25 protein-coding genes are annotated in these 26,924 nt (G+C 70.4%); 14 read left to right on the top strand and 11 right to left on the bottom strand.

Annotation, left to right across the window (positions count from 1 at the left end; genetic code table 11):
* The first annotated feature begins 24 nt into the window (after positions 1-24).
* The 6 genes from ACFY0U_RS09320 to ACFY0U_RS09295 all read left to right on the top strand — a co-directional run bounded on the left by ACFY0U_RS09320 (position 25) and on the right by ACFY0U_RS09295 (position 6,419).
* A complete protein-coding gene (locus tag ACFY0U_RS09320) occupies positions 25-1,485 on the top strand; it encodes an aldehyde dehydrogenase family protein (protein WP_388632613.1) in 1,461 nt (486 codons plus the stop codon).
* A gap of 621 nt (positions 1,486-2,106) precedes the next feature.
* Positions 2,107-2,643 (top strand): DinB family protein, encoded by a 537-nt coding sequence (locus ACFY0U_RS09315; RefSeq protein ID WP_388632610.1) that lies wholly within the window; start codon positions 2,107-2,109, stop codon positions 2,641-2,643.
* Between the two features lie 18 nt (positions 2,644-2,661).
* Complete coding sequence (locus tag ACFY0U_RS09310; protein ID WP_388632607.1) at positions 2,662-3,303, top strand: PadR family transcriptional regulator; 642 nt, start codon at positions 2,662-2,664, stop codon at positions 3,301-3,303.
* Positions 3,304-3,376: 73 nt separating this feature from the next.
* The gene (locus ACFY0U_RS09305; RefSeq protein ID WP_388632604.1) at positions 3,377-4,345 is read left to right on the top strand and encodes an ATP-binding cassette domain-containing protein; all 969 of its coding nucleotides are present in this window, start codon (positions 3,377-3,379) and stop codon (positions 4,343-4,345) included.
* Positions 4,342-5,103 carry an ABC transporter permease gene (locus ACFY0U_RS09300; RefSeq protein WP_388632601.1) on the top strand — a complete coding sequence of 254 codons (762 nt, stop codon included), beginning with the start codon at positions 4,342-4,344 and terminating at the stop codon, positions 5,101-5,103. The genes ACFY0U_RS09305 and ACFY0U_RS09300 overlap by 4 nt, the downstream gene beginning before the upstream one ends.
* Positions 5,104-5,258: 155 nt before the next feature.
* On the top strand, positions 5,259-6,419 hold the full coding sequence (locus ACFY0U_RS09295; protein WP_388632598.1) for a sialidase family protein: 1,161 nt from the start codon (positions 5,259-5,261) through the stop codon (positions 6,417-6,419).
* A gap of 41 nt (positions 6,420-6,460) precedes the next feature.
* Here the strand turns inward: ACFY0U_RS09295 and ACFY0U_RS09290 are convergent, their stop codons facing one another.
* Both ACFY0U_RS09290 and ACFY0U_RS09285 read right to left on the bottom strand, forming a co-directional pair.
* Positions 6,461-7,861, bottom strand: a complete 1,401-nt coding sequence (locus ACFY0U_RS09290) for a glutamate decarboxylase (protein WP_388632595.1) — start codon at positions 7,859-7,861, stop codon at positions 6,461-6,463.
* Between the two features lie 24 nt (positions 7,862-7,885).
* Entirely contained in the window at positions 7,886-9,160 is a 1,275-nt protein-coding gene (locus ACFY0U_RS09285; protein ID WP_388632592.1) for an ion channel protein, read from the bottom strand.
* Between the two features lie 133 nt (positions 9,161-9,293).
* Here ACFY0U_RS09285 and ACFY0U_RS09280 point away from each other — a divergent pair, with 133 nt between their 5' ends.
* Entirely contained in the window at positions 9,294-10,055 is a 762-nt protein-coding gene (locus ACFY0U_RS09280; protein ID WP_388632590.1) for a MerR family transcriptional regulator, read from the top strand.
* Between the two features lie 21 nt (positions 10,056-10,076).
* On the opposite strand, the gene ACFY0U_RS09275 is transcribed toward ACFY0U_RS09280, so the two are convergent.
* A complete protein-coding gene (locus ACFY0U_RS09275) occupies positions 10,077-10,442 on the bottom strand; it encodes a YbjQ family protein (protein ID WP_388632587.1) in 366 nt (121 codons plus the stop codon).
* Between the two features lie 133 nt (positions 10,443-10,575).
* Here ACFY0U_RS09275 and ACFY0U_RS09270 point away from each other — a divergent pair, with 133 nt between their 5' ends.
* A complete protein-coding gene (locus ACFY0U_RS09270; protein WP_388632584.1) occupies positions 10,576-11,508 on the top strand; it encodes a DedA family protein in 933 nt (310 codons plus the stop codon).
* A 91-nt stretch (positions 11,509-11,599) separates the two neighbouring features.
* Here ACFY0U_RS09270 and ACFY0U_RS09265 read toward each other — a convergent pair whose 3' ends face one another.
* Positions 11,600-13,264, bottom strand: a complete 1,665-nt coding sequence (locus ACFY0U_RS09265; RefSeq protein WP_388632581.1) for a threonine/serine exporter ThrE family protein — start codon at positions 13,262-13,264, stop codon at positions 11,600-11,602.
* Between the two features lie 97 nt (positions 13,265-13,361).
* Positions 13,362-13,853 carry an inorganic diphosphatase gene (locus ACFY0U_RS09260; RefSeq protein WP_046260371.1) on the bottom strand — a complete coding sequence of 164 codons (492 nt, stop codon included), beginning with the start codon at positions 13,851-13,853 and terminating at the stop codon, positions 13,362-13,364.
* Positions 13,854-13,932: 79 nt separating this feature from the next.
* Here ACFY0U_RS09260 and dacB point away from each other — a divergent pair, with 79 nt between their 5' ends.
* From dacB to folE, 6 genes are all read left to right on the top strand, one after another.
* Positions 13,933-15,513 (top strand): D-alanyl-D-alanine carboxypeptidase/D-alanyl-D-alanine-endopeptidase, encoded by a 1,581-nt coding sequence (dacB, locus tag ACFY0U_RS09255; protein ID WP_388632577.1) that lies wholly within the window; start codon positions 13,933-13,935, stop codon positions 15,511-15,513.
* Between the two features lie 131 nt (positions 15,514-15,644).
* On the top strand, positions 15,645-16,769 hold the full coding sequence (locus ACFY0U_RS09250) for a zinc-dependent metalloprotease (RefSeq protein ID WP_388632574.1): 1,125 nt from the start codon (positions 15,645-15,647) through the stop codon (positions 16,767-16,769).
* A gap of 193 nt (positions 16,770-16,962) precedes the next feature.
* Entirely contained in the window at positions 16,963-17,988 is a 1,026-nt protein-coding gene (gene tilS / locus ACFY0U_RS09245) for a tRNA lysidine(34) synthetase TilS (protein WP_388632571.1), read from the top strand.
* A gap of 69 nt (positions 17,989-18,057) precedes the next feature.
* Entirely contained in the window at positions 18,058-18,618 is a 561-nt protein-coding gene (gene hpt, locus ACFY0U_RS09240) for a hypoxanthine phosphoribosyltransferase (protein WP_046260375.1), read from the top strand.
* A gap of 183 nt (positions 18,619-18,801) precedes the next feature.
* Entirely contained in the window at positions 18,802-20,841 is a 2,040-nt protein-coding gene (gene ftsH / locus ACFY0U_RS09235; RefSeq protein ID WP_388632568.1) for an ATP-dependent zinc metalloprotease FtsH, read from the top strand.
* Positions 20,842-20,960: 119 nt separating this feature from the next.
* Entirely contained in the window at positions 20,961-21,566 is a 606-nt protein-coding gene (gene folE / locus ACFY0U_RS09230) for a GTP cyclohydrolase I FolE (protein ID WP_388632565.1), read from the top strand.
* Positions 21,567-21,621: 55 nt separating this feature from the next.
* Here folE and ACFY0U_RS09225 read toward each other — a convergent pair whose 3' ends face one another.
* From ACFY0U_RS09225 to ACFY0U_RS09200, 6 genes are all read right to left on the bottom strand, one after another.
* Positions 21,622-22,107, bottom strand: coding sequence for a DUF3180 domain-containing protein (locus ACFY0U_RS09225; RefSeq protein ID WP_388632562.1), 486 nt, complete (start codon positions 22,105-22,107; stop codon positions 21,622-21,624).
* A gap of 56 nt (positions 22,108-22,163) precedes the next feature.
* Entirely contained in the window at positions 22,164-22,775 is a 612-nt protein-coding gene (folK, locus tag ACFY0U_RS09220) for a 2-amino-4-hydroxy-6-hydroxymethyldihydropteridine diphosphokinase (RefSeq protein WP_388632559.1), read from the bottom strand.
* Positions 22,772-23,131 (bottom strand): dihydroneopterin aldolase, encoded by a 360-nt coding sequence (folB, locus tag ACFY0U_RS09215; RefSeq protein WP_388632557.1) that lies wholly within the window; start codon positions 23,129-23,131, stop codon positions 22,772-22,774. The genes folK and folB overlap by 4 nt, the downstream gene beginning before the upstream one ends.
* 306 nt (positions 23,132-23,437) lie before the next feature.
* Entirely contained in the window at positions 23,438-23,941 is a 504-nt protein-coding gene (locus ACFY0U_RS09210; RefSeq protein ID WP_388632554.1) for a nuclear transport factor 2 family protein, read from the bottom strand.
* The gene (gene folP / locus ACFY0U_RS09205) at positions 23,938-24,891 is read right to left on the bottom strand and encodes a dihydropteroate synthase (protein WP_388632552.1); all 954 of its coding nucleotides are present in this window, start codon (positions 24,889-24,891) and stop codon (positions 23,938-23,940) included. The genes ACFY0U_RS09210 and folP overlap by 4 nt, the downstream gene beginning before the upstream one ends.
* A 172-nt stretch (positions 24,892-25,063) precedes the next feature.
* Complete coding sequence (locus ACFY0U_RS09200; RefSeq protein WP_388632549.1) at positions 25,064-26,875, bottom strand: phosphatidylglycerol lysyltransferase domain-containing protein; 1,812 nt, start codon at positions 26,873-26,875, stop codon at positions 25,064-25,066.
* Between the last annotated feature and the right edge of the window lie 49 nt (positions 26,876-26,924).

Genomic DNA, 26,924 nt, shown 5'->3' with positions numbered 1-26,924 from the left:
GTCTGCTAGCGATTTGGGGATCACATGTCGTCGTACTTCACTGATCTGGCCCAGCAGTACATCGACGGTGAGTGGCGCCCGGGGACCGGATCCTGGGACATCATCGACTTCAACCCGTACGACGGCGAGAAGCTGGCGTCGATCACCATAGCCACGGTCGACGAGGTCGACGAGGCGTACCAGGCGGCCGCCCGCGCCCAGAAGGAGTGGGCCGAGACCAACCCGTACGCCCGTCGTGGAGTCTTCGAGAAGGCGCTCGGCCTGATCCAGGAGCGCGAGCAGGAGATCACCGATGTGATCATCGCCGAGCTCGGCGGCACCCGCGTCAAGGCTGGCTTCGAGCTCCACCTCGCCAAGGAGTTCCTGCGCGAGGCGATCCATCTGTCGCTGCGCCCCGAGGGCCGCATCATCCCGTCGCCGATCGACGGCAAGGAGAACCGTGTCTACCGCGTACCGGTAGGCGTGGTTGGGGTGATCAGCCCCTTCAACTTCCCCTTCCTCCTCTCGCTCAAGTCGGTGGCCCCGGCCCTGGCGCTCGGCAACGGCGTCGTGCTGAAGCCGCACCAGAACACCCCGATCACCGGCGGCACCCTGGTCGCGAAGATCTTCGAGGACGCGGGCCTTCCCAAGGGTCTGTTGAACGTCGTGGTCACCGACATCGCGGAGATCGGCGACGCCTTCATCGAGCACCCCGTCCCGAAGGTCATCTCCTTCACCGGCTCCGACAAGGTCGGCCGCCACGTCGCCACCGTCACCGCCTCGCACTTCAAGCGCTCGGTCCTCGAACTCGGCGGCAACAGCGCCATCGTGGTGCTCGACGACGCGGACATCGACTACGCCGTCGACGCCGCGGTCTTCAGCCGGTACGTCCATCAGGGCCAGGTCTGCATGGCCGCCAACCGGGTGCTCGTGGACCGCTCGATCGCCGACGAGTTCACCGAGAAGTTCGTCGCGAAGGTCAAGAGCCTCAAGGTGGGCGACCCGCGCGACCCGGAGACGGTGATCGGCCCGGTCATCAACTCCTCCCAGGCGGACGCCCTCGCGAGCACCGTCGAGCAGGCGATAGCCGAGGGCGCGACGGCCCTGGTGCGCGGCGAGACGACTGACAACCTGGTCTCTCCGTCCGTCCTCACGGACATCCCGGCCGACTCCGCCCTCCTCCACCAGGAGGTCTTCGGCCCGGTCGCCTTCCTCATCCCGGTCGACGGCGAGGAGGAGGCGGTCCGCGTCGTCAACGACACCCCGTACGGCCTCAGCGGCGCCGTCCACACCGCCAACATCGAGCGCGGTGTCAACTTCGCCAAGCGCATCGACACCGGCATGTTCCACGTCAACGACGGCACCGTCCACGACGAGCCCATCGTCCCCTTCGGCGGCGAGAAGAGCTCCGGCGTGGGCCGCCTGAACGGCGAGACCATGCTGGACGCCTTCACCACCCTGAAGTGGATCTCCGTACAGCACGGCCGCAGCGGCTTCCCGTTCTGACGGACACCAACTGAACCGAGCACGCGGCCGGCACCCGATCCCTGCGGGGCCGACCGCGTGCTTCGCCGTTTCGAGGGCGGGTCGGTGCGGACGTTCGCCGTTCCGCCACCCACCCGCAGGTGGCTGCGCCTCACGGTGCCGGTCCGTGTTTTCAGCCCATCCGGCGTTCGAGGACCAGGGCTGGCCGTCCCGATCCCCCACCCACCCGCTGATCTCAGCCCGTCCGGTGTTCGAGGACGAGGGTTGGCCGTCCCGATCCCCGCCCGCCCGCTGCTCTCAGCCCGTCCGGCGTTTGAGGACGAGGCCCTTCGGGCCGATGGGGGTCCAGGGGGCGGAGCCCCCTGGGTGCAGGGGTTGAAGGGGCGGCACGCCCCTGGAGGATGGGACGGGTAGGGGCGGCGGGGGCGAGAACAGCCCGGCCCGCAGTCAGGCGACGACAGGCCCGCCGCGACGATCCTCCCCGGCATGACATACGCACCGCAGGCCGCCGGCGGCGAAGGTTCTCGACGGACCTTTACCGGGCGCTCCCTTGCGGACAGAACCTGACCGCAAGGGTCCGTAACTTCGTAGGTGTCAGGCAGCGCCAGCTGACCCAGGACGAAAGACGAAAGGCGGCCGGTCATGGTCACTCACGTGCGAGCCGAGGCCCACGGCGACGAGCGCGGCGCCCTGCTCTCCTTCCTCGCCGAACAGCGCGGCGGCATCAGGCGCTCCGTGCTCGGACTGACCGACGAACAGGCCTCCGGCAGGCCCAGCGCGAGCGAACTGTCCCTGGCGGGCCTGCTCAAGCACGTCGCCGAGACCGAGCAGGGCTGGGTCGCACGGGCCAAGGGCGAGGCACCGGCGGTGAAGCGGGACGAGTCGAACTGGCACGAGTGTTTCGTGCTGGTCGACGGCGAGACCGTGGAGCAGCAGCTCGCGTACTGGGAGAAGGTCGCCGCCGAGACGGAGGCGTTCATCCGCTCGGTGCCCAGCCTCGACGACACCTTCGCGCTCCCGAACGACCCCTGGTTCCCGCCGGACGAGTCGGTCTCCATGCGCTGGCTGGTTCTGCACCTGATCCGCGAGACGGCCCGGCACGCGGGCCACGCCGACATCATCCGCGAGTCCCTCGACGGAAAGACGGCCTTCGAGCTGGTGGGACTGGCGCAGAGTTGAGGCCATAACCTGGACCGCATGTCAACCATCCGTCTCCTCGTGCTGGCCGCGGTGCGCCAGCACGGGCGGACCCACGGCTACCAGGTGCGCAACGACCTGGAGTACTGGGGCGCTCACGAGTGGTCCAACGCCAAGCCCGGCTCGATCTACCACGCCCTGAAGCAGATGGCCAAGCAGGGACTGCTGCACGCGCACGAGATCGCGCCGTCCACCGCGGGCGGACCACCGCGCACGGAGTACGAGATCACCGAGGCCGGCACCGAGGAGTACCTCGGTCTGGTGCGCGAGGCGCTGACCTCGTACGACCAGAAGATGGACATGAAGTCGGCGGCCATCGGCTGCATGGTCGACCTCCCGCGGGCCGAGGCGGTGGCCCTCCTCAAGGAGCGCACCCGCAGGATCGAGGAGTGGCGCTCGGCCGTCACCGAGCACTACATCCCCGAGGAGGGGCCGGAGCAGCTCGGTCACATCGGCGAGATCATGAACCTCTGGGTGCACACGGCCGACGCGGAGGCCGAGTGGACCGAGGGGCTGATCTCCCGGATCGAGGGCGGCGCCTACACCTTCGCGGGCGAGGGCGAGCCGTTCGTCGGCGTCCTCGCCGAGGACCAGGAGAACCCGTACGCGACGGGGGAGCGGCATCCGGAGGATGCTCACTAATCAAGTTTGACCAATCGAGCCCGGGGTATTAGCTTCGAGCTGGTAGTCAAGTTTGACTAGCGAAGGAGTCCCAGTGGCCGACGCGGCGATCATCGTCGAAGGGGCACGCAAGAGGTACGGCGGTGGCACCACCGCAAAGAACGCACTGGACGGCCTCGACCTGGAGGTCGGGCGAGGCACGGTGCACGGAGTGCTCGGGCCGAACGGCGCGGGCAAGACGACCCTGGTCCGCATCCTGTCCACCCTGCTCCGGCCGGACGCGGGCCGTATCGAGGTGGCCGGCCACGACGTCGTACGGCAGGCGCACGAGGTGCGCTTCCGCATCGGCCTGCTCGGCCAGCACGCGGCGCTCGACGAGGAACTCGGCGGCCGGCAGAACCTGGAGATGTTCGGCCGCCTCTACCACCTGGGCGCCCGCCGGGCACGCGCGCGTGCCGACGAGCTCCTGGAGCGCTTCGACCTGACCGGCACCGGCCGCAAACAGGTCCGCGCCTACAGCGGAGGCATGCGCCGCCGCCTGGACCTCGCGGCCTCCCTGATCACCGAGCCGGAGGTGCTCTTCCTGGACGAACCCACCACCGGCCTCGACCCGCGCGGCCGCGCCGAGGTGTGGTCCGCGGTCCGCACCCTCGTCGGCGGCGGTACGACGGTCCTGCTGACCACCCAGTACCTGGACGAGGCCGACCAGCTCGCCGACCGCATCTCGGTCGTCGACGCCGGCCGGGTGATCGCCGACGGCACGCCGGACGAGCTGAAGGCTCTCATGGGCGGCGACCGCATCGACGTCGTAGTGCGCGACGAGGGCCAACTGGGCGCGGCGGTGGCCCTGTTGCCGCTGGGCGGGGCGGGCGTCTCGGTCGACACCGACCGCCGGCTGCTCAGCGCCCCGGTCACCGACCGGATGGCGGCGCTCTCCGGCGTCCTGCGGGCGCTGGAGGAGGCCGGGATCGAGGCGGAGGACGTGGCACTGCGGCGGCCGACGCTGGACGAGGTGTTCCTGCACCTCACGGACGGGGACCGACGAGCGAAGGAGACCGCGTGAGTACGTACGCGCTGACCGATTCCTGGACCATGACCCGGCGCGAACTCGCCCACTGGGCGCGCCAGCCCGTGCAGGTCGTGGTCGGGCTGGTCTTCCCGGTGATGCTCCTGCTGATGTTCGCGTACCTGGTCGGCGGCGGCCGGGGCGTGAACGGTGACTACGTCGACTACCTGGTCCCCGGGATGCTCGCGCTCACCATGGCCTTCGGTCTGGAGGGCACGATGCTCTCCGTCACCCAGGACCTCAACAAGGGTGTCATCGACCGCTTCCGGGCGATGCCCATGGCCAACGGGGCGGTTTTGGTGGGGCGTTCGGTGGCCGACATGCTCCAGTCGGCGCTGGGCCTGGCGGTGATGATCGGCGTCGCCTGCGCGCTCGGCTGGCGTGCCCACGGCGGGGTGTCCGGCTTCCTCGGCGCCGTCGGCCTTCTGCTGCTGTTCCGGTTCGCCATGCTCTGGATCGGCATCCACCTGGCGATGGTCGCGGGCAAGCCGGAGATGGTGCAGGCCGTGCAGATCCTGGTCTGGCCGGTGGGCTTCCTGTCCAACGCCTTCGCCACGCCGGAGTCCATGCCGGCCTGGCTGGGGACGGTCGTGGAGTGGAACCCGATGTCCCAGACGGCCACGGCGGTACGGGATCTGTTCGGCGGGCCCGGCGGTGAGCCGGGGCATGTGTGGGCGGCGGTGGTGTGGCCGGTGGCGCTGGTGGCGGTGTTCTTTCCGTTGGCGGTACGGCGGTTCGGGGCGCTGAGCAAGTAGTCCGGGCTGTCTCGGCAGGCACGCGGCCCGCCCCGCCTTCGTGACCGGCCCGCGCGGGCCGTCCGGAAAGTCGTCGTGAGGAAGTGGGAACCCCGGCGCGGTGAGCGGTGTACCAGAGATGTCGGTGCAGCGCGGACCGGGATCGGGGGGACGGCATGGAGTGGGTCAGGGGAAGGGCGGCGGTCGTGGTGGCCGTCGTGCTGGGCTTGCTGGCCGTGATGGCGGCATGTGCCCGGACGGAGTCGGGCGGGCGGGTCTCCGCCTCTCACGCGGCGGCGCCCGCCCGTATCCCGTCGGGGACAGGACTGCCCGGAAGCGCGGTCGATGTCGGGTTCGCCGCGGACGGCAGCGGGTTCGCGCTGCTCGCGGAGTGCGGGAAGACCCGGTGTGTGCAGAGAGTCGCCGTGCTGGAGAAGGGTGCCGGGGCCTGGAGACTGAGGTCCTCGCCGCTTCCGGAGGTGAAGGGCGACCTCGGCATCACCGCCGGACTCGTCGTCCTCGGACCCGGCCGCGCGCTGATCACCGAGGGCAGGTGGCCGCCGCCGGAACGCACGTGGTTCACCGGCGACGCGGGGGACAGCTGGCGAGCGGCGACCACCGAGCCGACCGGCACCACGCCGACGGTCCCCGAGGGAGGGGTCCTGGTCGAGGACTGCTCACGGCCCGACGAGGAGGGCAACGGATGCGCCCGGTCCCGTCTGGTGGCGGTGATGCCCGACACAGGGGAGTACCGGATCCTGGCCCACCAGCCTCCGCTCAAGGGGGTCGTGACCCCGGCGGGCCGGATCGGCGCCCGGCTCTACACCTATGGCCTCGACCCGCGCTCCGGCGACCCCGCGCTCGCCGTGAGCGAGGACCGCGGGCACAGCTGGCGTACGTCCGCGATGCCCGCCGGACCGAAGGGCTGGACCATGAGCGTGGTGACCGACGGCTCGGTGCTCTACGCCGCCCACCACGGACAGCTGCTTGACGAGGACGACGTGAAGAACGGCCTCCTCGCGATCCACCGCAGCAGCGACGGCGGCCGCACCTGGGCGCAGGTCTGGAGGCACCGCAAGGGAGTCGAACCCCGCTCGATCCTCGGTGCCCCGATCGCCGCCGCCGACGGCAGCCTCACGATCCACGGCGAGGACGGCGTCTGGCGCAGTACCGATGACGGCCGTTCCTTCACCCGCTCCGGAGGCCGGGGACCACAGGGCTGGGTGAGCACGACCCCGCTCGGCTATCTGTGGGGCGACAGCTTCGGCGCCGGGAGGTACCGCATATCCGCCGACGGGGTCCACTGGACCACCTTCGACCTGGGCGACGGCACCTGACGGACCCGGATCGGCCGCCCCGCTCGACGCCGGAATCCGGCTCAGTGGTGGAACCCGGTCGCCGCCTCCTTGTCCCGGGTCTGCGGGTGTGGCTGGCGGCGCAGCTCCGGCAGCAGTCGGCGCAGGTCCTCCACGAACAGCTCGGCGAGATCGGCCGAGAAGCCGTTGCGGCACACCACCCGCAGCACGGACAGGTCCTCCCGGTTCGGCGGGAAGGTGTACGCCGGGACCAGCCAGCCGCTCTCCCGCAGCCGCCGGGACACGTCGAAGACGTCGTACGCCGTCACGTCGTGGCCGGTCGTGAAGGCGAAGACCGGCAGCTGGTCGCCCCGGGTCAGCAGCCGGAAGTCGCCGAGCGCCTCCACCTGTTCGGCGAGGCGCAGGGCGACGTCCCGGGTGGACTGCTGCACGGCCCGGTAGCCCTCGCGGCCCAGGCGCAGGAAGGTGTAGTACTGCGCGACGACCTGGGCGCCGGGCCGGGAGAAGTTGAGGGCGAAGGTCGGCATGTCGCCGCCCAGGTAGTTGACCCGGAAGACGAGTTCCTCGGGCAGGGCGTCCTTGTCACGCCACAGCGCCCAGCCGACGCCCGGGTAGACGAGCCCGTACTTGTGCCCCGAGGTGTTGATGGAGGCGACCCTCGGCAGCCGGAAGTCCCAGGCCAGTTCCGGGTCGAGGAAGGGTGCGACCATGGCGCCGGACGCGCCGTCGACATGCACGGGGATGTCGAGGCCGGTCCGTTCGTGGAGTTCGTCGAGGGCGGCGCAGAGCTCGGCGATCGGCTCGTAGGAGCCGTCGAAGGTGGAGCCGAGGATACCGACGACACCGATGGTGTTCTCGTCGCACAGGGCGGCGGCGGCCTGGGGATCGAGGTGGAAGCGGTCGCCCTCCATGGGGACGAGGCGGGGCTCCACCTCCCAGAAGTTGCAGAACTTGTCCCAGCAGACCTGGACGTTGATCCCCATGACGAGATTGGGTCGGGCACCGGGCGCCGGATTCCGCTTGCTCCAGCGCCGTTTGAACGCCATTCCGGCGAGCATGCACGCCTCGCTGGAGCCGGTCGTCGAACAGCCCACGGCGGCCGAGGGGTCGGGGGCGTGCCACAGGTCGGCGAGCATCGCCACACAGCGCCGCTCCAGTTCGGCGGTGCGCGGGTACTCGTCCTTGTCGATCATGTTCTTGTCGCGGCACTCGGCCATCAGGATCCCGGCCTGCGGTTCCATCCAGGTGGTGACGAAGGTGGCGAGGTTGAGCCGGGAGTTGCCGTCCAGCATCAGCTCGTCGTGGACGAGCTGGTACGCCGTCGGGGGCGGCAGGGGAGCGTCCGGGAGCCGGTGCTTGGGCGGGGCCTCGGTCATACCGGCGACCGGATTCGCCTCGCCGAAGAAGGGGTTGACGTACAGGGGGCGCTGGTCGGGCTTCTCGGGGCCTTGGTGGAGCGGCATCGATCGACTCCTCTGGGGTGGGGTTCAGCGGACCGGGGTTCCGTCTGCGCGCAGTTGCATCTGAGGGCGGCCGGTCACCAGCAGCCAGGCGGGCAGCGAGGCGATGCACAGCAGGGCGATGATCGCCGGCGAGGACACCAGCACGGCGGCGGTGAAGAGGCTCACCCAGCCCTGCCGGGTGATGGCGAGGAGGATGCCCAGCACCCCGGCGGCGACGCCGACCGCGGGATGGACAGCGGGCACCAGGGCATGGGCACACAGCCCGAAGGCGACGCCCACGAACACGGCCGGGAAGATCCGCCCGCCGCGGAAGCCGCAGGACGCGGCGACCAGCAGTGCGGCCAGCTTCACCACCGCCATCGTGGCGAACTCCCCGGCCGTCCAGCCGTCGGGGTCGGCCGCGATCTCCCCGACCTCGTCCAGCCCCTTGAAGAGGGTGAGGTGACCGCCGAGCGCCCCCAGCAGCCCGAGCACGAGCCCGCCGACGGGCAGCGCGAGCATCGGATGGCGCAGCCGCGCGAAGCCGCCGTGGACGTAGGGGAAGGCACGGACGGCGCACATGCCGAGCAGCGCGGCGGCGGACGCGATCACCAGCGCCGCCAGCAGATCGCCCCAGCCGGGCCGACCGAGCGCGGGCAGATGCAGATCGAAGGTCGGATCGGCCACCAGAGTGGTCGTCACGGCACCCGCGGCGGCCGCGGCGAGCGGCGCGAAGACGTTGTCCCACAGCGCCCCCTTGAGCTGCCGCCCCGCCAGCGCCTCGGAGATGACGAGCGCCGCCGCCACCGGGGTGCCGAACAGCGCGCCGATCGTCGCCGCCTCCGCCAGCGCCGCCCACACCCCGCCCGGCACCCGGGGGAGCAGCCGGCAGCCCAGCCAGAAGGCGAGCCCGACGTTCACGGCGATGATCGGGTTCTCGGGGCCCAGGCTGGGTCCGCCCGCGAGCATCAGCGCGGTCGCCAGCAGCAGCCCGGGCAGCACGGCGGGCGGCAGGACGGGGGCGTCCAGGCTCATGGTGGCCGGGTCGGGGCCGGCGTGCCCCGGCACCTTCCACACCACGAGGCCGACCGCCACACCGGTGGCGGTGAGCATGACGATCGTCCACAGCACGGAGTACCGGCCGATCCCCAGCGCATCGGGCAGGTTCTGCCACAGCACATGCTGGAGCGCCTCGGCTGCCGCGCTCACTCCGACAAGGAGCAGACTCGCGCCCACGCCCACGACGAGAGCGGGGAGGATCAAGGGCAGGAGCGCGCGGGCCGGGGCTGCCGTTGCCTGCTGCGCGGTGTCCTGGGCCACAGGCTCACGATAAACGGACAAATCCGGCGCGACATCTGGAGGATCCGGCACGGGACCCGAAACGGAACGGGCTTGCACCTCACGTGGCGTGAGGCCTCACCGTGGTGGACGTACCGAGAAGGGAGCGGACGAAGTGAGCTATTCCGTGGGACAGGTCGCCGGTTTCGCCGGAGTGACGGTGCGCACACTGCACCACTACGACGACATCGGACTGCTCGCCCCCGGCGAGCGCAGCCACGCGGGCCACCGGCGCTACAGCGACGCCGACCTCGACCGGCTGCAGCAGATCCTGTTCTACCGGGAGCTCGGCTTCCCGCTCGACGAGGTCGCCGCCCTGCTCGACGATCCGGCCGCGGACCCGCGCACCCACCTGCGCCGCCAGCACGAGCTGCTGACCGCCCGGATCGAGAAGCTGCGGAAGATGGCGGAGGCCGTGGAGCAGGCCATGGAGGCACGGAAGATGGGCATCAACCTCACGCCCGAGGAGCGGTTCGAGGTCTTCGGCGACAAGGACCCGGAGCAGTACGCGGAGGAGGCGGAGCAGCGCTGGGGCGGCACGGAGGCGTACGCCGAGTCGCAGCGCCGCGCCGCGAGCTACACCAAGGCCGACTGGAAGCGTATGCAGGCCGAAGTGGCCGACTGGAGTGAGCGCTACAGCGGCCTGATGGCAGCCGGTGAACCGCCGGCGTCCGAGGCGGCCATGGACATGGCCGAGGAACACAGGCGGCACATCTGCGGCTGGTACTACGAGTGCCCGTACGAGATGCACCGGTGTCTGGGCGAGATGTACGTGTCCGACGAGCGCTTCAAGGCGTTCTACGACTCCATGCGCCCCGGTCTCGCCGAGCACCTCAGGGCCGCGATCGACGCGAACGCGGCCCGGCACACCTTGTGAGGTCCCGGCCCGGGAGGAGGCCTACTCCCGGGTCAGGATCACGGCCGTCCCGTACGCGCACACCTCGGTGCCGACGTCCGCCGCCTCGGTCACGTCGAAGCGGAACATCAGCACCGCGTTCGCACCACGCGCGCGTGCCTGCTCGACGAGCCGCTCCATGGCCTGGTTGCGGGTCTCCACGAGCGTCTTGGTGAGCCCCTTGAGCTCACCGCCGATCATCGACTTCAGGCCCGCGCCGATCTGGCTCCCCAGATGCCGGGAGCGGACCGTCAGCCCGAACACCTCACCAAGAACCTCCTGCACCCGGAAGCCGGGTACGTCGTTCGTGGTCACGACCAGAACGTCCGGCTGGGGTCCCTGACCGCCGCCGTACTCTTCGATTCCCATGCCCCACAGCTTTGTCCCAGCGGGCGCACAGTGCATCCTGGAGGACCGTATGGAACCTGGGTTGTGACGGCTGCGTTGATACGTTTGGGCAGCCAGCCCCAGCCCGTCTCCCAGCACCAGGAGCCACAGACCCGTGACCACGCTCGCGCTCGCCCCCGAGTGGCTCAGTCCGAACTATCTGATCGAGACGTTCAGCCTGCCCGGCATCCTGCTGATCGTCTTCGCGGAGTCGGGTCTGTTCGCTTTCCTGCCCGGCGACTCGCTGCTGTTCACGGCGGGGCTCTTCGTGGCCCAGGGCGAGTACATCACCCAGCCGCTGTGGCTGGTCTGCTTCCTGATCGTGCTGGCGGCCGTCATCGGTGACCAGGTCGGCTACATGATCGGAAAGTTCTTCGGGCCCAAGCTCTTCAACCGTCCCAACTCCAAGCTCTTCAAGCAGGAGAACCTGGACAAGGCCCACGAGTTCATGGAGAAGTACGGCCCCAAGGCGATCGTCCTGGCCCGCTTCGTGCCGATCGTGCGCACCTTCGCCCCCATCGTGGCGGGTGCCGGCCGGATGAAGTACCGCACGTTCCTCACGTACAACATCATCGGTGGTATCGCCTGGGGCACCGGCGTCACCCTCGCGGGTTACTGGCTCGGCCAGATCGACATCATCCACAAGAACGTCGAGGCGATCCTCGTCCTCATCGTCTTCGTCTCGGTCGTCCCGATCATCATCGAGTACGTCCGCGAGCGCTCCAAGAACAAGAAGGCGGCCGCCGAGGCCCCGGCCCCCCAGCCCCAGGCCTACCAGCCCCCGCCGATGGACGACGCCACGACCCAGCTCCGCCGCATCCCGTCGGACGACGATCAGCACCAGCAGTACGGCAACCAGAACGACCAGGGCTACGGCCACCAGGGCCAGCAGCAGTACGGCTACGACCAGTACTACGCCCCGCAGCCCCAGCAACAGCAGCAGCCGTACGCCCAGCAGTACCCCCAGCAGTACCCCCAGGGATACGGCGACCAGCAGCAGTACGGCGGCGGCCAGAACCAGCAGTACCCGCCCAACCAGGGTTACTGAGGCGCCCCTTCAGGGGTGCGGGGAACTGCGCGATCAGCCATGTACGACCCGCAGTCGCCGAGCGTGCAGGACACCCCGAGCTCTCAGGCGCTCAGAACCCACGGGTCCGCTTCGCCGCCCTGCGCCCCGAAGCCGCTCCCCCCGGAATACGCAGGAACAGCCGCGAGATCTCCGACCCGAGGTTGACCCCGATGGCGATGGCCATGGCGAGCGACGCCGCCGTGGCCAACGACACCAGCCCCTTGTCCACGTTGTTCTGCGCGATGGACAACAGCCCGAAGTACGTGGCGGAACCCGGCAGCAGAGGCCCGATCGCCGCCGTCGTGTAGGGCAGCGCCGAAGCGAACCGATACCGCGACAGCAACTGCCCGAACAGCCCCACCAGCCCCGCCGCCACCGCCGTGGAGGCGACCGGCGAGATCCCGGCGACGTAGTGCATCGCGCCGTACACCGACCACGCGACCCCACCGTTCAGGGTCACCGCCAGCACGGTCGAGCGTTCCTGCTGCAACAGCACCGCGAACGTCAGCGACAGCAGCATCGCCGCCCCGATCTGCCACAGCGGCCGCTCCTCGATGATCAGAGCCACGTCGGGATCGAGTTCGGCGCCCAGCTTCACCCCGAAGTAGAGGATGATCAGCACCCCCGCGACGATGCCGACGAAGAAGTACATGACCTCCAGGAGCCGCGCCGACGCGGTGATGTAGAAGCCGGTCAGCCCGTCCTGCACGCCCGCCACCAGCGCCCGCCCCGGCAGCAGCGCGAACAGCCCACCGGTGATGACCGCGGAGGCCTTCACATCGATGTCGGCCAGCGTCAGCGCGATCCCTATGGCGGCAGGCGGCATCGCGGCCACCGTGAACTGGTAGAACTCCGGCAGCCCGCGCCCCGCGCACAGCCATGCCAGCCGGTCGCCGAGCATGGCGCCCAGCGCGGCCGCGACGAACACGATCAGGTCACCGCCGACGAGCACGGAGGCCGCGCCGGCGAGCAGCCCGCCCGCCGAGGTCAGCACCCAGCCCGGATACGGGTGGCGGTTGCGGCGGATCTCGGCGAGCCGCCGGTAGGCCTCCTCCAGGGAGATCGCCGTCTCGGGGTCGCTGAGGTCGTCCACCAGGTGGAAGACGGCCGCGAGCCGGGTGTAGTCGGTGCCGCGCCGCCGTACCGTCCGGGACGCGGTGACGGGATCGTCGACCAGCGACGGCTGGTACGAGATCGACAGCAGGGTGAAGGTGACGTTCGGCTCGCAGCGGTCCAGGCCGTACGAGCGGCAGACGGCGAACATCGCCGCCTCCACGTCCTCCGCGCCCTCACCGCCCGCGAGCAGCAGCTCGCCGATACGCAGCGTCATGTCGAGCACGCGCGGGACGGCAGGCCCCTCGTCCTCGGCCTTCGGCGCCGACTCCGGGGCGGGCCGCTCGGCCACCGGCATCCGCAGCATCGTGCGCATCCGGTCCTGCCAGGGCACGTCCTTGGTCAGACTGACCACCGGTATGCCGGTCGCCGGGGTGAACGCGGGCGCCTGCCTGGCGCTGTAGGTGCGCGGCGTGTTGAACGCCGACCCCTCCGGCTCGGCCGAGGGCACCTGCGGCACGTCCAGCCCGTCGGGGACGGCGAACTCGCTCGTCGTCTCCGGCTCGGTGCCGCCTCTGGGCACGGCCAGCCCCTGAGGGATCGCGAACTCGGACGTGATCTCGGGGTCGTAGCCACTCCGAGCCTCGTCCGACTGCGGTTTGCGGTCCTCCGCTTCCGTCACTCACAGCTCCTGTGTACGCACCGGTTCGCACCAGTATGCGCACAGACACACAGCGGGCCGCACGCGTGTGCGTGCGGCCCGTGGGGCATCAGGAGGCTCAGTGGCCGCCCGACTCCTTGAAACGCTTGTACGAGCGCTCGATCTCGACCTCGGCGTCGACGCGGCCGACCCAGTTGGCGCCCTCTACGGACTTGCCGGGCTCCAGGTCCTTGTAGACCTCGAAGAAGTGCTGGATCTCCAGGCGGTCGAACTCGGAGACGTGGTGGATGTCACGCAGGTGCTCCTGGCGCGGGTCCGTCGCCGGCACGCACAGCAGCTTGTCGTCGCCGCCGGCCTCGTCCGTCATACGGAACATGCCGATCGCGCGGCACTTGATGAGGCAGCCCGGGAAGGTCGGCTCGTCAAGAATGACCAGCGCGTCCAGCGGGTCGCCGTCCTCGCCGAGGGTGTTCTCGACGAATCCGTAGTCGGTCGGGTAGGCGGTCGAGGTGAAGAGTCGACGGTCCAGGCGGATCCGACCGGTCTCGTGGTCCACCTCGTACTTGTTCCGCGAACCCTTCGGAATCTCGATCGTGACGTCGAACTCCACCGGTGGCTCCTCCATGATCAGCACATAGTTCTGGTGGTTAAGTGTCCCTCACGCCGGTGTGTGATCGCGAAAGGGGCTGGTGGTCGTGCCTGAACTGAGGCCTTGGCGGGCCGCGAGACCGCATGTGGTGCGGGTCGCGAACGCCGTACGACCCCGTCTGGCCCGGGCCGCGACCGCCGCGAAGCCGCGGGTCACGCGACTCGGCCGAACCCTGTCGGTGCAGGTCACGAGGCCGAGAACCTGGCAGTACACGGCCGGAGCCGCCACCGCGGGACTGGCACTGACCGCCGTCGTGGTGACGGCCGCCGGCCCCTGGGACTCCTCCGGTCAGCGTACGGCCGAGCGGGACCGGGCCGCCGCCCTGGAGCACACGGGTGGCGCAGATCACGGTCGCGATTCGACTACGACGGAAGCGGCGCCCAAGCCCGCTCCCAGCGCCGCCTCCGTCCTCACCGGCCTCGGCGGCGCCGGTTCCACGGTGAAGTCGGCGCCGAACGGACCGGCCCTCGCGGACGTGCTGGGCCCGCTCCTCAAGGACGCGGCGCTCGGCAGCATCCGTGCGGCCGAGGTCGTCGACGTCGCCACCGGCAAGCACCTGTACGGCACCGGTGTGGACACCGCCCTCACCCCCGCCTCCACGACGAAGATCGCCACCGCGGTGGCCGCCCTGTCCTCGATGGGCGCCGACCACCGCCTCACCACGCGCGCGGCCCTGGAATCCGACACGGGCGAACTCGTCCTCGTCGGCGGCGGCGACCCCACGCTGACGGCCCGCAAGGACGCCGACGGCTCCGCCAGCCTGCGCGAACTAGCCACCGAGACCGCCGAGGCGCTGAAGAAGGACGACGTACGCAAGGTCACCCTCTCGTACGACACGACCCTGTTCGCGGGCTCCGGGATCCACCCCATCGGCGCCGACAACGACAACCTCGCCCCGGTCAGCGCCCTGATGGCCGACGAGGGCCGCACCGACGACAGCACCAGCGGCACGGCGATCCGGGTGGAGAACCCGGCGCTGGACGCGGCCCGCAAGTTCGCCGGCTTCCTGGAGGACGCCGGGATCACGACCACCTCCCCCGGCCCCTCCAAGGCGACGAGCCGCGCGAAGACGCTCGCCGAGGTCTCCTCCGCGCCCCTGTCCGCCCTGGTCGAGCGCATGCTGACCAACAGCGACAACGACATCGCGGAGGCCCTGGCCCGCCAGACGGCCGTGGCGACGAAGGTACGCGCCGACTTCGAGGGCGGTGGCGCGGCGATCCGGGCGCAGCTGAAGAAGCTCGAACTCCCGGTCGCCGGCGCCTCCTTCAAGGACGGCAGCGGCCTGAACCGCGAGGACAGAATCACCGCGGACCTGCTGACGGCCCTCCTGGTGAAGGCGGGCGACCCGGCCCACCCCGAACTCCGCCCCGTCCTCACCGGCCTTCCGATCGCTGGCTTCACCGGCACGCTGAGCACCCGCTACACGGACGGCGCGGCCGGCGTCGTACGCGCCAAGACGGGCACGCTGACCGGCGTGAACACCCTGGCGGGAACCGTGGTCGACCAGGACGGCCGGCTGCTGGCGTTCGCCTTCCTCGCGTCGAACACGACGAGCAAGGACGCGGCGCAACTGGCGCTGGACCGCACCGCCACGGCACTGGCGGCGTGCGGCTGCCGCTGACCGGGGGCGCCGCCACCGCCGTATCGCCACCGCGTCGCGCACATCCGTCCCGGGCGTCTTCACGCTGCACGCCAGCCGCAACCGACCTCTGTGGCCTGCCCCAAGCGGGAACGCTCACGTACGGTTGACGCATGACGAGCATCGGTGGTGCCGAGATGGTCGACTGGAATCTCGCGGTGGCGACCGCGACCCGGCTCGTGCGGCCGGGCCCGGAGGTGAGCCGAGACGAGGCCAGGGCCGTCGTCGCCGAGCTCCGCAAGCACGCCAAGGCCTCGGAGGAACATGTCCGCGGCTTCACTCGAATGGGTACCGAGGAGACCCACGACACCCCGGTCCTCGTCGTGGACCGCCCGGGCTGGGTCAGGGCGAACGTCGCCGGCTTCCGGGAACTCCTCAAGCCCCTGCTCGACAAGATGCAGGAGCGGCGCGGCAGCACTCCCGGCGGCGCGGTCCTCGGCGCCGTCGGCGGCAAGGTGACCGGCGTCGAACTGGGGATGCTGCTGTCCTTCCTGGCCTCCCGCGTTCTCGGCCAGTACGAGACCTTCGCCCCCGCCACCCGTGAACTCCCCGCCGGCGCCAATGGCGGCGGGCGCCTCCTGCTGGTCGCGCCGAACATCGTGCACGTGGAGCGCGAACTCGACGTACAGCCCCACGACTTCCGCCTGTGGGTGACCCTGCACGAGGAGACCCACCGCACGCAGTTCACCGCGGTGCCCTGGCTGCGGGATCACCTGGAGGGCGAAATCCAGTCGTTCCTGGGGGAGACCGAGGTCGACCCCATGACCGTCCTGGAACGCATCCGGGAAGCCGCCCAGTCGCTCGCCGGCGGGCGGCCCGAGGGCGAGGAGGACGACGGCGGACGGTCGTTGGTGGAGATCGTGCAGACGCCCGCCCAGCGGGAGATCCTCGGCCGCCTCACCGCCGTGATGTCCCTCCTGGAGGGCCACGCCGACTTCGTGATGGACGGAGTGGGTCCGGAAGTCGTACCGACCGTCCAGGAGATCCGCGAGAAGTTCCAGCAGCGTCGCGCCAAGGGCGCCTCCCGCCTGGACATGGCCCTGCGCAAGCTGCTCGGTCTGGACGCCAAACTCAGGCAGTACCGCGACGGCGAACGCTTCGTACGGGCCGTCGTCAACGAGGTCGGCATGGACGGCTTCAACCGCGTGTGGACCTCCCCGAACACCCTCCCGACGAAGACGGAGATCGCCAAACCGGCGGACTGGATCGCGCGGGTGCACCGCAAGGCGGAGTCGTGAGCCCCGCGGAAGGGTCGTGAAAGAAAACCGGCCGACGGCAGGCGAACGCCCCTTCAATCACCCGTCCGAGGGACCGTGGGCCCTGGGTAGGCGTGCAATGCTCGGGGAACGGCCCGGTTCTGTCACCATCTACACACTCTGAGTGACCGAACTCGGGCTCACCCCCCCGAAAACTTCATGAAGGGAACCGGACATGGGTCCCCATCCTGCGGTCGCGGCGATACGCCTGGCGGTCCGCCGCGTCCTCCACGACATCCTCAACGACCATCAGACCTCCGCCGAGAAGACCCCGCATGAGCGCCCGCCCTCGCCGCTCGTGCTCGTGGCGTGCTCCGGCGGCGCCGACTCCATGGCCCTCGCCTCCGCACTCGCGTTCGAGGCCCCCAAACTCGGCATCCGCGCGGGCGGCGTCACCGTCGACCACGGCCTCCAGCCCGGCTCCGATCTGCGCGCCGACGAAGTCGCCCTGCGCCTGCGCGAACTCGGTCTCGACCCCGTCGAGTCCATCGCCGTGACCGTCGGCCGCGACGGCGGACCCGAAGCGGCCGCCCGCGACGCCCGCTACGCCGCCCTCGACGCCGCCTCCGCACGCCACGGAGCCTGCGCCGTCCTGCTCGGCCACACCCGCGACGACCAGGCCGAGACCGTCCTGCTCGGCCTGGCCCGCGGCTCCGGCATCCGCTCCCTGTCCGGAATGGCCGCGGTCTCGGGGGCCGACGGCCGTTACCGCCGCCCCTTCCTCCAGCTCGACCGCCAGACCGCCCGCAAGGCCTGTCTGGTCCAGTCGCTCCCCGTCTGGGACGACCCGCACAACGCGGACCCCGCGTACACCCGCTCCCGCCTGCGCCACGAAGGCCTGCCCGCCCTGGAGAAGGCCCTCGGCAAAGGCGTCGTGGAGGCACTCGCCCGTACGGCCCAGCTCTCCCGCGACGACGCCGACGCCCTCGACGCCTGGGCCAGCCAGGCCGAGACCGCCGTCCGCGACGCCGCCGGCCTCCTCGAGTGCGCCAAGCTCTACGCCCTGCCGCCCGCCGTGCGCCGCCGCGTCCTGCGCCGCGCCGCCATCGAGGCAGGCGCGCCCGCGGGCTCGCTCTTCGCCCGCCACATCGAGGAAGTCGACCGGCTGATCACCGGCTGGCGCGGCCAGGGAGCCATCAATCTTCCCGGCAAGGTCGTCGCCCAGCGCCAGGGTGGCAGACTGGTGATTCGGCAAGGCTGAGGATTCTTCGGCAAGGCTGAATCCTTACGCCCCGTTCGGGGCGGACAGCCGGTGGGACGACCGAAAGTGATGCGGGTGGACGCGAAAGACATGGGCACCGACCTCAAAGAGGTGCTCATCACCAAGGAAGAGATCGACGCCAAGCTCGTGGAGCTGGCCGCGAAGATCGACGCGGAGTACGCGGGCAAGGACCTGCTCATCGTCGGCGTCCTCAAGGGCGCGGTGATGGTCATGGCCGACCTCGCGCGGGCGCTGTCCACCCCTGTCACGATGGACTGGATGGCCGTGTCGTCGTACGGCGCGGGCACCCAGTCCTCCGGTGTCGTCCGGATCCTCAAGGACCTCGACACCGACATCAAGGGCAAGCACGTCCTGATCGTCGAGGACATCATCGACTCCGGCCTGACCCTGTCGTGGCTGCTGTCCAACCTCGGCTCGCGCGAGCCCGAGACGCTCAAGGTGTGCACCCTGCTGCGCAAGCCGGACGCCGCGAAGGTCGCCATCGACGTCGAGTGGGTGGGCTTCGACATCCCCAACGAGTTCGTCGTGGGCTACGGCCTCGACTACGCCGAGAAGTACCGCAACCTCCCGTTCGTCGGTACGCTCGCGCCCCACGTCTACGGCGGCTGACCCGAAGGGCCCAGCCCCGCAAGAAGATCGGGAACCCTGGCGGGCACCGCGCCGTTGGAGCATGCAGACGGGTTCGTCAGCCGTCCTGTGCGTCTTCGGGCGACAATGCTGGGGTACCGTCAGAAGAACTGTCTTATCAAACTCACTATGGCAGGAGGGACGGGGCGACACCGCTCCGTATGGATGGACGTGAAGCGATACTTCCGTGGGCCGGTCATGTGGATCGTGCTGGCCGTCCTTGCCGTGGTCGTGTTGATGCAGGTCGTCGGCTCGTCCGGCGGCTACAAGACGGTGGACACCGGCCAGGTCGTCCAGGCGATCAATGAGAACAAGGTCGAATCAGCCAAGCTGACCACCGGCGACGAGCAGACCATCAAGGTCCAGCTCAAGGACGGCGAAGAGGTCGAGGGCAGCTCGAAGATCCAGGCGAGCTACATCGGCGACCAGGGTGTGGACATCGCCAACACCTTGCAGGGCAAGTTCCAGCAGAAGCAGATCCCCGACGGGTACACCGTCTCGCCGACGAAGCAGAACGCCTTCGTCGGGATCCTGCTCTCCCTGCTCCCCTTCGTCCTCATCGTGGTCGTCTTCCTGTTCCTGATGAATCAGATGCAGGGCGGCGGCTCCCGGGTCATGAACTTCGGGAAGTCCAAGGCGAAGCTCATCACCAAGGACACCCCCAAGACGACGTTCGCCGACGTCGCGGGATCGGACGAGGCCGTAGAGGAGCTCCACGAGATCAAGGAGTTCCTCCAGGAGCCGGCGAAGTTCCAGGCCGTCGGCGCCAAGATCCCCAAGGGCGTACTGCTGTACGGCCCGCCCGGAACCGGCAAGACCCTGCTCGCGCGTGCTGTCGCGGGCGAGGCCGGCGTGCCGTTCTACTCGATCTCCGGTTCCGACTTCGTCGAGATGTTCGTCGGTGTCGGTGCCTCCCGAGTCCGTGACCTCTTCGAGCAGGCCAAGGCGAACGCCCCGGCGATCGTCTTCGTCGACGAGATCGACGCGGTCGGCCGCCATCGTGGCGCCGGTCTCGGCGGTGGTCACGACGAGCGCGAGCAGACCCTGAACCAGCTGCTCGTCGAGATGGACGGCTTCGACGTGAAGGGCGGCGTCATCCTGATCGCCGCCACGAACCGGCCCGACATCCTCGACCCGGCCCTCCTGCGGCCCGGCCGCTTCGACCGCCAGATCGCGGTCGACCGCCCGGACATGCAGGGCCGTCTGGAGATCCTCAAGGTTCACCAGAAGGGCAAGCCGGTCGCACCGGACGTCGACCTGTCGGCGGTCGCCCGCCGTACGCCGGGCTTCACCGGCGCGGACCTGTCGAACGTGCTGAACGAAGCGGCGCTCCTGACGGCGCGCAGCGACAAGAAGCTGATCGACAACCACATGCTCGACGAGGCCATCGACCGCGTCGTGGCGGGCCCGCAGAAGCGGACCCGGATCATGTCGGACAAGGAGAAGAAGATCACCGCGTACCACGAGGGCGGACACGCCCTGGTCGCGGCGGCTTCCCCCAACTCCGACCCCGTTCACAAGATCACCATCCTGTCCCGCGGCCGTGCCCTGGGCTACACGATGGTGCTCCCGGACGAGGACAAGTACTCGACCACGCGCAACGAGATGCTCGACCAGCTCGCCTACATGCTGGGCGGCCGCGCGGCCGAGGAACTGGTCTTCCACGACCCGACCACGGGCGCCGCGAACGACATCGAGAAGGCCACGGCGACGGCCCGCGCGATGGTCACGCAGTACGGCATGACCGAGCGCCTCGGTGCCATCAAGTTCGGTGGCGACAACACCGAGCCGTTCCTCGGCCGTGAGATGTCGCACCCGCGTGACTACTCGGAAGAGGTCGCCGCGCTGGTCGACGAAGAGGTCAAGAAGCTGATCGAGAACGCGCACAACGAGGCCTGGGAGATCCTGGTCGAGAACCGCGACGTCCTCGACCAGCTGGTGCTCCAGCTGCTGGAGAAGGAGACGCTGAACAAGGAGCAGATCGCCGAGGTCTTCGCTCCCATCGTCAAGCGTCCCCCGCGGCCGGCCTGGACCGGTTCCTCCCGCCGCACGCCGTCCACCCGTCCGCCGGTGCTCTCCCCCAAGGAGCTCGCACTGACGAACGGCGCCAACGGTGCGACGCCGGCGATCACGACGGCCAAGTCCGCGGTGACGGAGCCGGCCCCCGTGGCCGAGCCCGCCCCCGAGGAGCGTCCGGAGAGCTGACACCCCGAGCCCCGGTGACCCCACCGGGCCCGGAATGGATGCCGCGCCCCCCAGGATCTAGCCTGGGGGGCGCGGCGTTTTTCGGCCGCGTCGGCAGGTACCGCAGGAACGAGGCAGAGATGACCGACCCCGTGACGCTGGACGGCGAGGGCTCGATCGGCGAGTTCGACGAGAAGCGAGCGGAGAACGCCGTGCGCGAGCTGTTGATCGCGGTGGGGGAGGATCCTGACCGGGAGGGGCTGCGGGAGACGCCGGGGCGGGTGGCTCGGGCGTATCGGGAGATATTCGCGGGGCTGTGGCAGAAGCCCGAGGACGTGCTGACGACCACGTTCGACCTGGGACACGACGAGATGGTGCTCGTGAAGGACATTGAGGTGTACTCGACATGTGAGCATCACCTGGTGCCGTTCAGGGGTGTTGCTCACGTCGGCTACATTCCGGCCACCACCGGCAAGATCACCGGCCTGTCCAAGCTGGCGCGACTCGTGGATGTCTACGCTCGTCGGCCGCAGGTGCAGGAACGACTCACCACACAGATCGCGGACTCCCTGATGGACATCCTGGAGCCGCGCGGTGTGATCGTCGTCGTCGAGTGCGAGCACATGTGCATGTCGATGCGCGGCATCCGCAAGCCGGGCGCGAAGACCATAACGTCGGCGGTACGGGGGCAGTTGAGGGACGCGGCGACGCGCAATGAGGCGATGAGCCTCATCATGGCCCGCTGACACCGGGCCGGGCGTCAGCGGGCTGGAGAGCGGTGCCGGGTGGCCTGTTCTGCGGCTATGCCGCCGAAGCCGCGCCCGTGTTCCTGTCGTCGTCCTCCGGGAGCTTGCACACGCGCTCCAGGAAGATGGCGGCCGCTATGACCGCGAGGCCTGCCAGGACCGAGAAGCCGGCGTAGATGGCCTGGTCGCGGCGGGCGGGGATGTCGAGGGATTCCAGGAGGAAGACGCCCGTGCCGCCGTACATGCCGGCGACGAGGGCGGCGACCAGGGCGCTGGCCTGGCCGAAGACGACCGCGCGGGCGGCCATCAGCGGGTCGACCCCCTTGGCCTCGGGGCGGCGCTCGCGCTGGGCCTTGAGGCGGGAGCGGATCGAGAGCGCCGTGGCGACCAGGACCACGGCGATCAGGGCGAGGACGATGGGGGCGGCCAGGGGGACGCTGGGCAGGGTCCCGATCGAGTTCCACAGGCGGGCGCCCGCCCAGGACAGGATCGCGGCGACGACGAAGACGCCTGCCAGCAGCCTGATGCGCAGCTCTCTCACGGTGCCCCTTCAGCTCCCCCGGATCCCACGAACAGTGGTTGCCTTGACCTTAACGACTATTCGGGCAGCCGGAGTTCCAGGTCCGCACGGGGTTCGACGCCGTTTCGGGTGACGGCGGCCAGCAGACCGGACACCGGGCCGCGGCCGGGGAGCTGTGCCTGGGGTTCCACGTCGTGCCACGGCGCCAGGACGAAGGCTCGTTCGTGGGCGCGCGGGTGGGGGAGCGTGAGCGTCGGGTCGTCGGAGACGACGTCGGCGTACGCCACGATGTCGACGTCGAGCGTGCGCGCGCCCCAGTGCTCGTCCCGGACGCGGTGGAAGGCCTCCTCGACCGCGTGGGCCCGCTCCAGGAGCGAGGACGGGGGCAGCGTGGTCTTCACCACGACGACCGCGTTGAAGTACGACGGCTGACTGCCGGGCTCGACGCCCCACGGCTCCGTCTCGTACACGGGGGAGACCGCCTTCACGCGGACACCGGGGGTGTCTTCGAGGGCGTCGATGGCGCCCTGGAGGGTCTCCAGGCGGTTGCCGAGGTTGGCGCCGAGGGAGATCACGGCCCGCTTCGGGTTGTGGAGGGTGGTGTCGGCGGCGTCGACCTGCTGCACCACGGAGGCGGGCACCGGCTGTACGGTCGGGTCGCTGTGACCCTCGGTGAACGAGGCAGTCATACTCGGCTCCGGATGATGGTGATCGTCACGTCGTCGAAGGGGACCGTGATCGGTGCGTCCGGTTTGTGGACGCAGACCTCGACCTCCTGGACCTCTTCGTGCTTCAGACAGGCCTGCGCGATGCGCTCGGCGAGCGTTTCGATGAGGTTGACGGGCTCGCCCTCGACGACGGCCACGACCTCCTCCGCCACGATTCCGTAGTGCGCGGTCTTCGACAGGTCGTCGTCGGCGGCGGCCGGCCGGGTGTCCAGTCCCAGGACGAGGTCCACGATGAAGGTCTGGCCCTCCTCGCGCTCCTTGGGGAACACGCCGTGGTGCCCACGGGCCTTCAGGCCGCGCAGCGCGACACGATCCACGCGAATCACTCCTGCAATCGTCGGTAACGGCCGGTTCATGCCGTGTGCGGGCGGCACACCGGCCTCAAACGAATCTACCTGCGGGCACTGACAGGACCGGGCCACGGGGGCGCGGGCCCGAGCCGGGGCCAGGAGGTTTCATCGGGTGTTTCCCCTGGGGAACCCGGTGGCTCACGGGCTGGTAGCCGCCCCTACCCCGGGGTCCGTGATTCCAACCACTTCTTGGTCCCTGTGGGCGTGGGGGCGGGTTGCCCGGTGGGTCGCTCGGTGGGTCGTCCGTGGGCGGCCCGGGGTGCGCCTACCCGCTCAGGACGGTGTGTCGTCCGGTTGGTCCTCGTCGTTTTCGGCCAGAACGGGAGAGGCGTGGTGGGACCAGAGTTTCCAGCCGGACGGGGTGCGGCGGAACACGTTGGTCGCGACCACCAGCTGGCCGACGAGCGGGCCGAGCTCCTCGCCGCCCTCGGGGGCGGGGCCGCCGCTGAGGATGTTCTCGGTGCAGGTGACGAGTGCGGTGTCGCCGGTGACGGAGACGTGCACGTCGGTGAGGAAGAACTGGATGTAGTCGGTGTTCGCCATGATCAGCGCGTACGACCTGAGGACCTCGCCGCGGCCGGTGAGCACGGGCCAGCCGGGGTGCACGCAGGAGATCACGCCGGTGTCGGCCGGGTCGTGGTACTCCTCGTCGACGCCGAGGTCGGCCGGGGTGAGCCAGAGGGAGGTCAGCTCTTCGAAGTCGCCGCGCTCCATCGCCTCGTAGTAGGTGGTGTTGGCGGCTTCCACCTGCTCGACGTCGGTGTGGGGGGCGCTCACTGGGCGCCTTCGGGGGAGTGGGTGCCCGGCGTGTGGTCGGCGGTGCGCGCCCCGCTCGCGAGGACTGCTCCCGGCGCACGGTCCGGTGTGCGCGCTCCCTCCACGGCGCGTGCGACCCGTACCGCGTCCGCTGTCGCGCGCACCTCGTGTACGCGCACCGCCCACGCGCCGGCCTGCGCCGCGAGGGCGGAGACGGCGGCCGTGGCGGCGTCGCGCTCACGGGCGGGCGGGGGCGCGGCCTCCGGTCCGGTGGCGAGCACGCGTCCGAGGAAGCGCTTGCGGGAGGCGGCGACGAGGAGGGGGTGGCCGAGGGAGAGCAGGCGGTCGAGGTGGGCGAGGAGGACGAGGTCGTGCTCGGCGTCCTTGGAGAAGCCGAGGCCGGGGTCGACGATGACGCGGTCCGGGGCGATGCCGCCGGCGAGGACGGCCTCCACGCGTGCGTGCAGTTCGTCGACGACTTCCGCGACGACGTCGGCGTAGACGCCCTTGACGTTGCCGCCCTCCAGGAAGCCGCGCCAGTGCATGACGACGAAGGGGGCGCCGGAGTCGGCGACGACGGGGATCATCGCGGGGTCGGCGAGGCCGCCGCTGACGTCGTTGACGAGGGCGGCGCCGGCGGCGAGGGCCTGGGCGGCGACGGAGGCGCGCATGGTGTCCACGGAGATGGTGACGCCCTCGGAGGCGAGGCCGCGGACCACGGGGATGACGCGCCTGAGCTCCTCGGCCTCGTCGACGCGGGTGGCGCCGGGGCGGGTGGACTCACCGCCGACGTCGACGAGGTCGGCGCCCTCCTCGACGAGGGCGAGGCCGTGTTTGACGGCGGCCGTCGTGTCGAACCAGCGGCCGCCGTCGGAGAAGGAGTCGGGGGTGACGTTGACGACTCCCATGACCGCGCAGCGGTCCCATTCCGGAAGCCCGACGACGCGCCCGCGTCCGCTCTGCTTGCTCATACGGTCAGCCTAGGCCCAGGGAGGAGCCGCGAGGCCGCCCGCCTGGAGAGTGCAGCCCGAGCGGAAGCCCCTCGGGCTGGAGGAGGGGGCGGGGCTTCCGCTCGGGCCGGTCTCAGGGCGCGCGGCCGGTCTCATGGCGCTCGGGCCGGTCCACGACCCGGGCCGTCCGGCGTCACGCCGCGCGGACGTCTCTCTCGCCGACGGCGTGGGCACACGCGCGTGCGGTGTTCCGGCGGCGGCGCAGGAAGCGCGGCAGGGGGAGGGCGAGGTTGACGAAGCCCTCGGCCTGCATGGCGGCGAAGCCGATGCGGGGCAGGTCGCCGGAGGCCCGGTAGACGACGAAGCGGGGTTCCCAGCGGGGCTGGAACTTCGCGTTGAACTTGTACAGGGACTCGATCTGGAACCAGCGGGAGAGGAAGACCAGCAGTCCGCGCCAGGCGCGCAGCACGGGGCCCGCGCCGATCTTCTCGCCGCGTGCGAGGGCGGCGCGGAACATGGCGAAGTTCAGGGACACGCGCGTGATGTCGAACTTCGGCGCCGCCTGGAGCGCGGCCACGATGAGCAGTTCGTTCATGCCGGGGTCGGCGGAGCGGTCGCGGCGCATCAGGTCCAGGGAGACGCCGTCGGTGCCCCACGGGACGAAGTGCAGGATCGCCTTCAGGTCGCCGTACTCACCCGGTACGGCGTCGGCCTTGTGGGCGGTGGCGATCAGGCAGTCCCCGTCGGTGGGGTCGCCGATGCGGCCGAGCGCCATGGAGAAGCCGCGCTCGGTGTCGGTGCCGCGCCAGTCGTCGGCGGCGCGGCGGACGCGCTCGAGTTCGGCGTCGCCGAGGTCACGGACGCGCCGTACGCGAGTCTCGTAACCGGCGCGCTCGATGCGCTTGACCATCTGGCGCACGTTGCGCATCGCGCGCCCGGCGAGGGAGAAATCCGCGACGTCCACCACCGCCTCGTCGCCCAGTTCGAGGGCGTCCAGGCCGGTCTCGCGGGTCCACACCTCGCCGCCGGTCTCCGAGCAGCCCATGACGGCGGGCGTCCAGGAGTGGGCCTGGGCCTCGTCCATGAAGCGCTCGATGGCACCCGGCCAGGCCTCGACGTCGCCGATGGGGTCGCCGCTGGCGAGCATCACGCCGGACACGACGCGGTATGTCACGGCCGCCTTGCCGCTGGGGGAGAAGACGACGGCCTTGTCGCGGCGCAGGGCGAAGTGGCCGAGGGAGTCGCGGCCGCCGTGCTTGTCCAGGAGGGCCCTGAGACGGGCCTCGTCGTCCTCTGTGAGCCGCGCGGCGGGGTGTTCGGGGCGGAAGGCCAGGTAGATGGTCGTGATCGCCGTGAGCAGCCCCAGGGCGCCCAGGGAGAAGGCGACCGTCCAGGAGGTGTTGCCCTGGTAGTCGACGGGGCCCTCGAAGCCGAACAGGCCGTACAGGACGTGGGTGATGCGGTCGGCCAGGCTCGGGTCGCCGACGAGTGTCTTCGGGTGGGCGCTGACGATGACCAGGCCTAGGGCCAGGGAACCGGCGCCCATCAGGACGAAGTTGGCGAGCGCGCGCCACCGGCTGCGCGGGTCGGGCAGCGCCCTGAACTGGTCGCGGTGGATCAGCAGCGGCGCGAGCAGGGCGAGCGAGATGAGCGCGCCCACCGGGGAGTGGCGGTACGTGAACTGTGCGACCGCGCCGGCCGGCAGCAGGGCCACGGCGGCCCGCCAGGCCCGTCGCTTGCGGCGCCTGAGTCCGTGGGCCAGCAGGAGCAGCAGCACGCCCGTGCTCAGGGAGAGCGCCGCGGCGAACGGTCCGAGCGCGCCGGGGAGCACCTCGGCCATGGTGTGCATACGGCTGTGCCGGAAGCGGGGGAAGACGCCCGCGGCGATGTCCAGCAGGCCCACGATCGCGCAGGCTCTGGCGACCAGGACGGGGACGGCCTCGGGGCGCGGGCCACGCAGCGCGTGCCGTGCCCATCGTGATCGGTTCGGAACCCCGCCCGACATTTCCACATCTGTCCTGACAGACATCGCATCCCGTAGTTCTGCGAGAGAC

Source organism: Streptomyces sp. NPDC001536 (assembly GCF_042894505.1).
Lineage (GTDB): Bacteria > Actinomycetota > Actinomycetes > Streptomycetales > Streptomycetaceae > Streptomyces.
Note: the sequence above shows the minus strand (reverse complement) of the source record. Positions and strands in the feature narration are given on the sequence as shown.

Coding starts and splice junctions, on each gene's coding strand:
- ACFY0U_RS09320 (WP_388632613.1), top strand. CDS start 25: ATGTCGTCGTACTTCACTGATCTGGCCCAGCAGTACATCGACGGTGAG.
- ACFY0U_RS09315 (WP_388632610.1), top strand. CDS start 2,107: ATGGTCACTCACGTGCGAGCCGAGGCCCACGGCGACGAGCGCGGCGCC.
- ACFY0U_RS09310 (WP_388632607.1), top strand. CDS start 2,662: ATGTCAACCATCCGTCTCCTCGTGCTGGCCGCGGTGCGCCAGCACGGG.
- ACFY0U_RS09295 (WP_388632598.1), top strand. CDS start 5,259: ATGGAGTGGGTCAGGGGAAGGGCGGCGGTCGTGGTGGCCGTCGTGCTG.
- ACFY0U_RS09290 (WP_388632595.1), bottom strand. CDS start 7,861: ATGCCGCTCCACCAAGGCCCCGAGAAGCCCGACCAGCGCCCCCTGTAC.
- ACFY0U_RS09275 (WP_388632587.1), bottom strand. CDS start 10,442: ATGGGAATCGAAGAGTACGGCGGCGGTCAGGGACCCCAGCCGGACGTT.
- ACFY0U_RS09250 (WP_388632574.1), top strand. CDS start 15,645: ATGACGAGCATCGGTGGTGCCGAGATGGTCGACTGGAATCTCGCGGTG.
- tilS (WP_388632571.1), top strand. CDS start 16,963: ATGGGTCCCCATCCTGCGGTCGCGGCGATACGCCTGGCGGTCCGCCGC.
- hpt (WP_046260375.1), top strand. CDS start 18,058: ATGCGGGTGGACGCGAAAGACATGGGCACCGACCTCAAAGAGGTGCTC.
- ftsH (WP_388632568.1), top strand. CDS start 18,802: ATGGACGTGAAGCGATACTTCCGTGGGCCGGTCATGTGGATCGTGCTG.
- folE (WP_388632565.1), top strand. CDS start 20,961: ATGACCGACCCCGTGACGCTGGACGGCGAGGGCTCGATCGGCGAGTTC.
- folK (WP_388632559.1), bottom strand. CDS start 22,775: ATGACTGCCTCGTTCACCGAGGGTCACAGCGACCCGACCGTACAGCCG.
- folP (WP_388632552.1), bottom strand. CDS start 24,891: ATGAGCAAGCAGAGCGGACGCGGGCGCGTCGTCGGGCTTCCGGAATGG.
- ACFY0U_RS09200 (WP_388632549.1), bottom strand. CDS start 26,875: ATGTCGGGCGGGGTTCCGAACCGATCACGATGGGCACGGCACGCGCTG.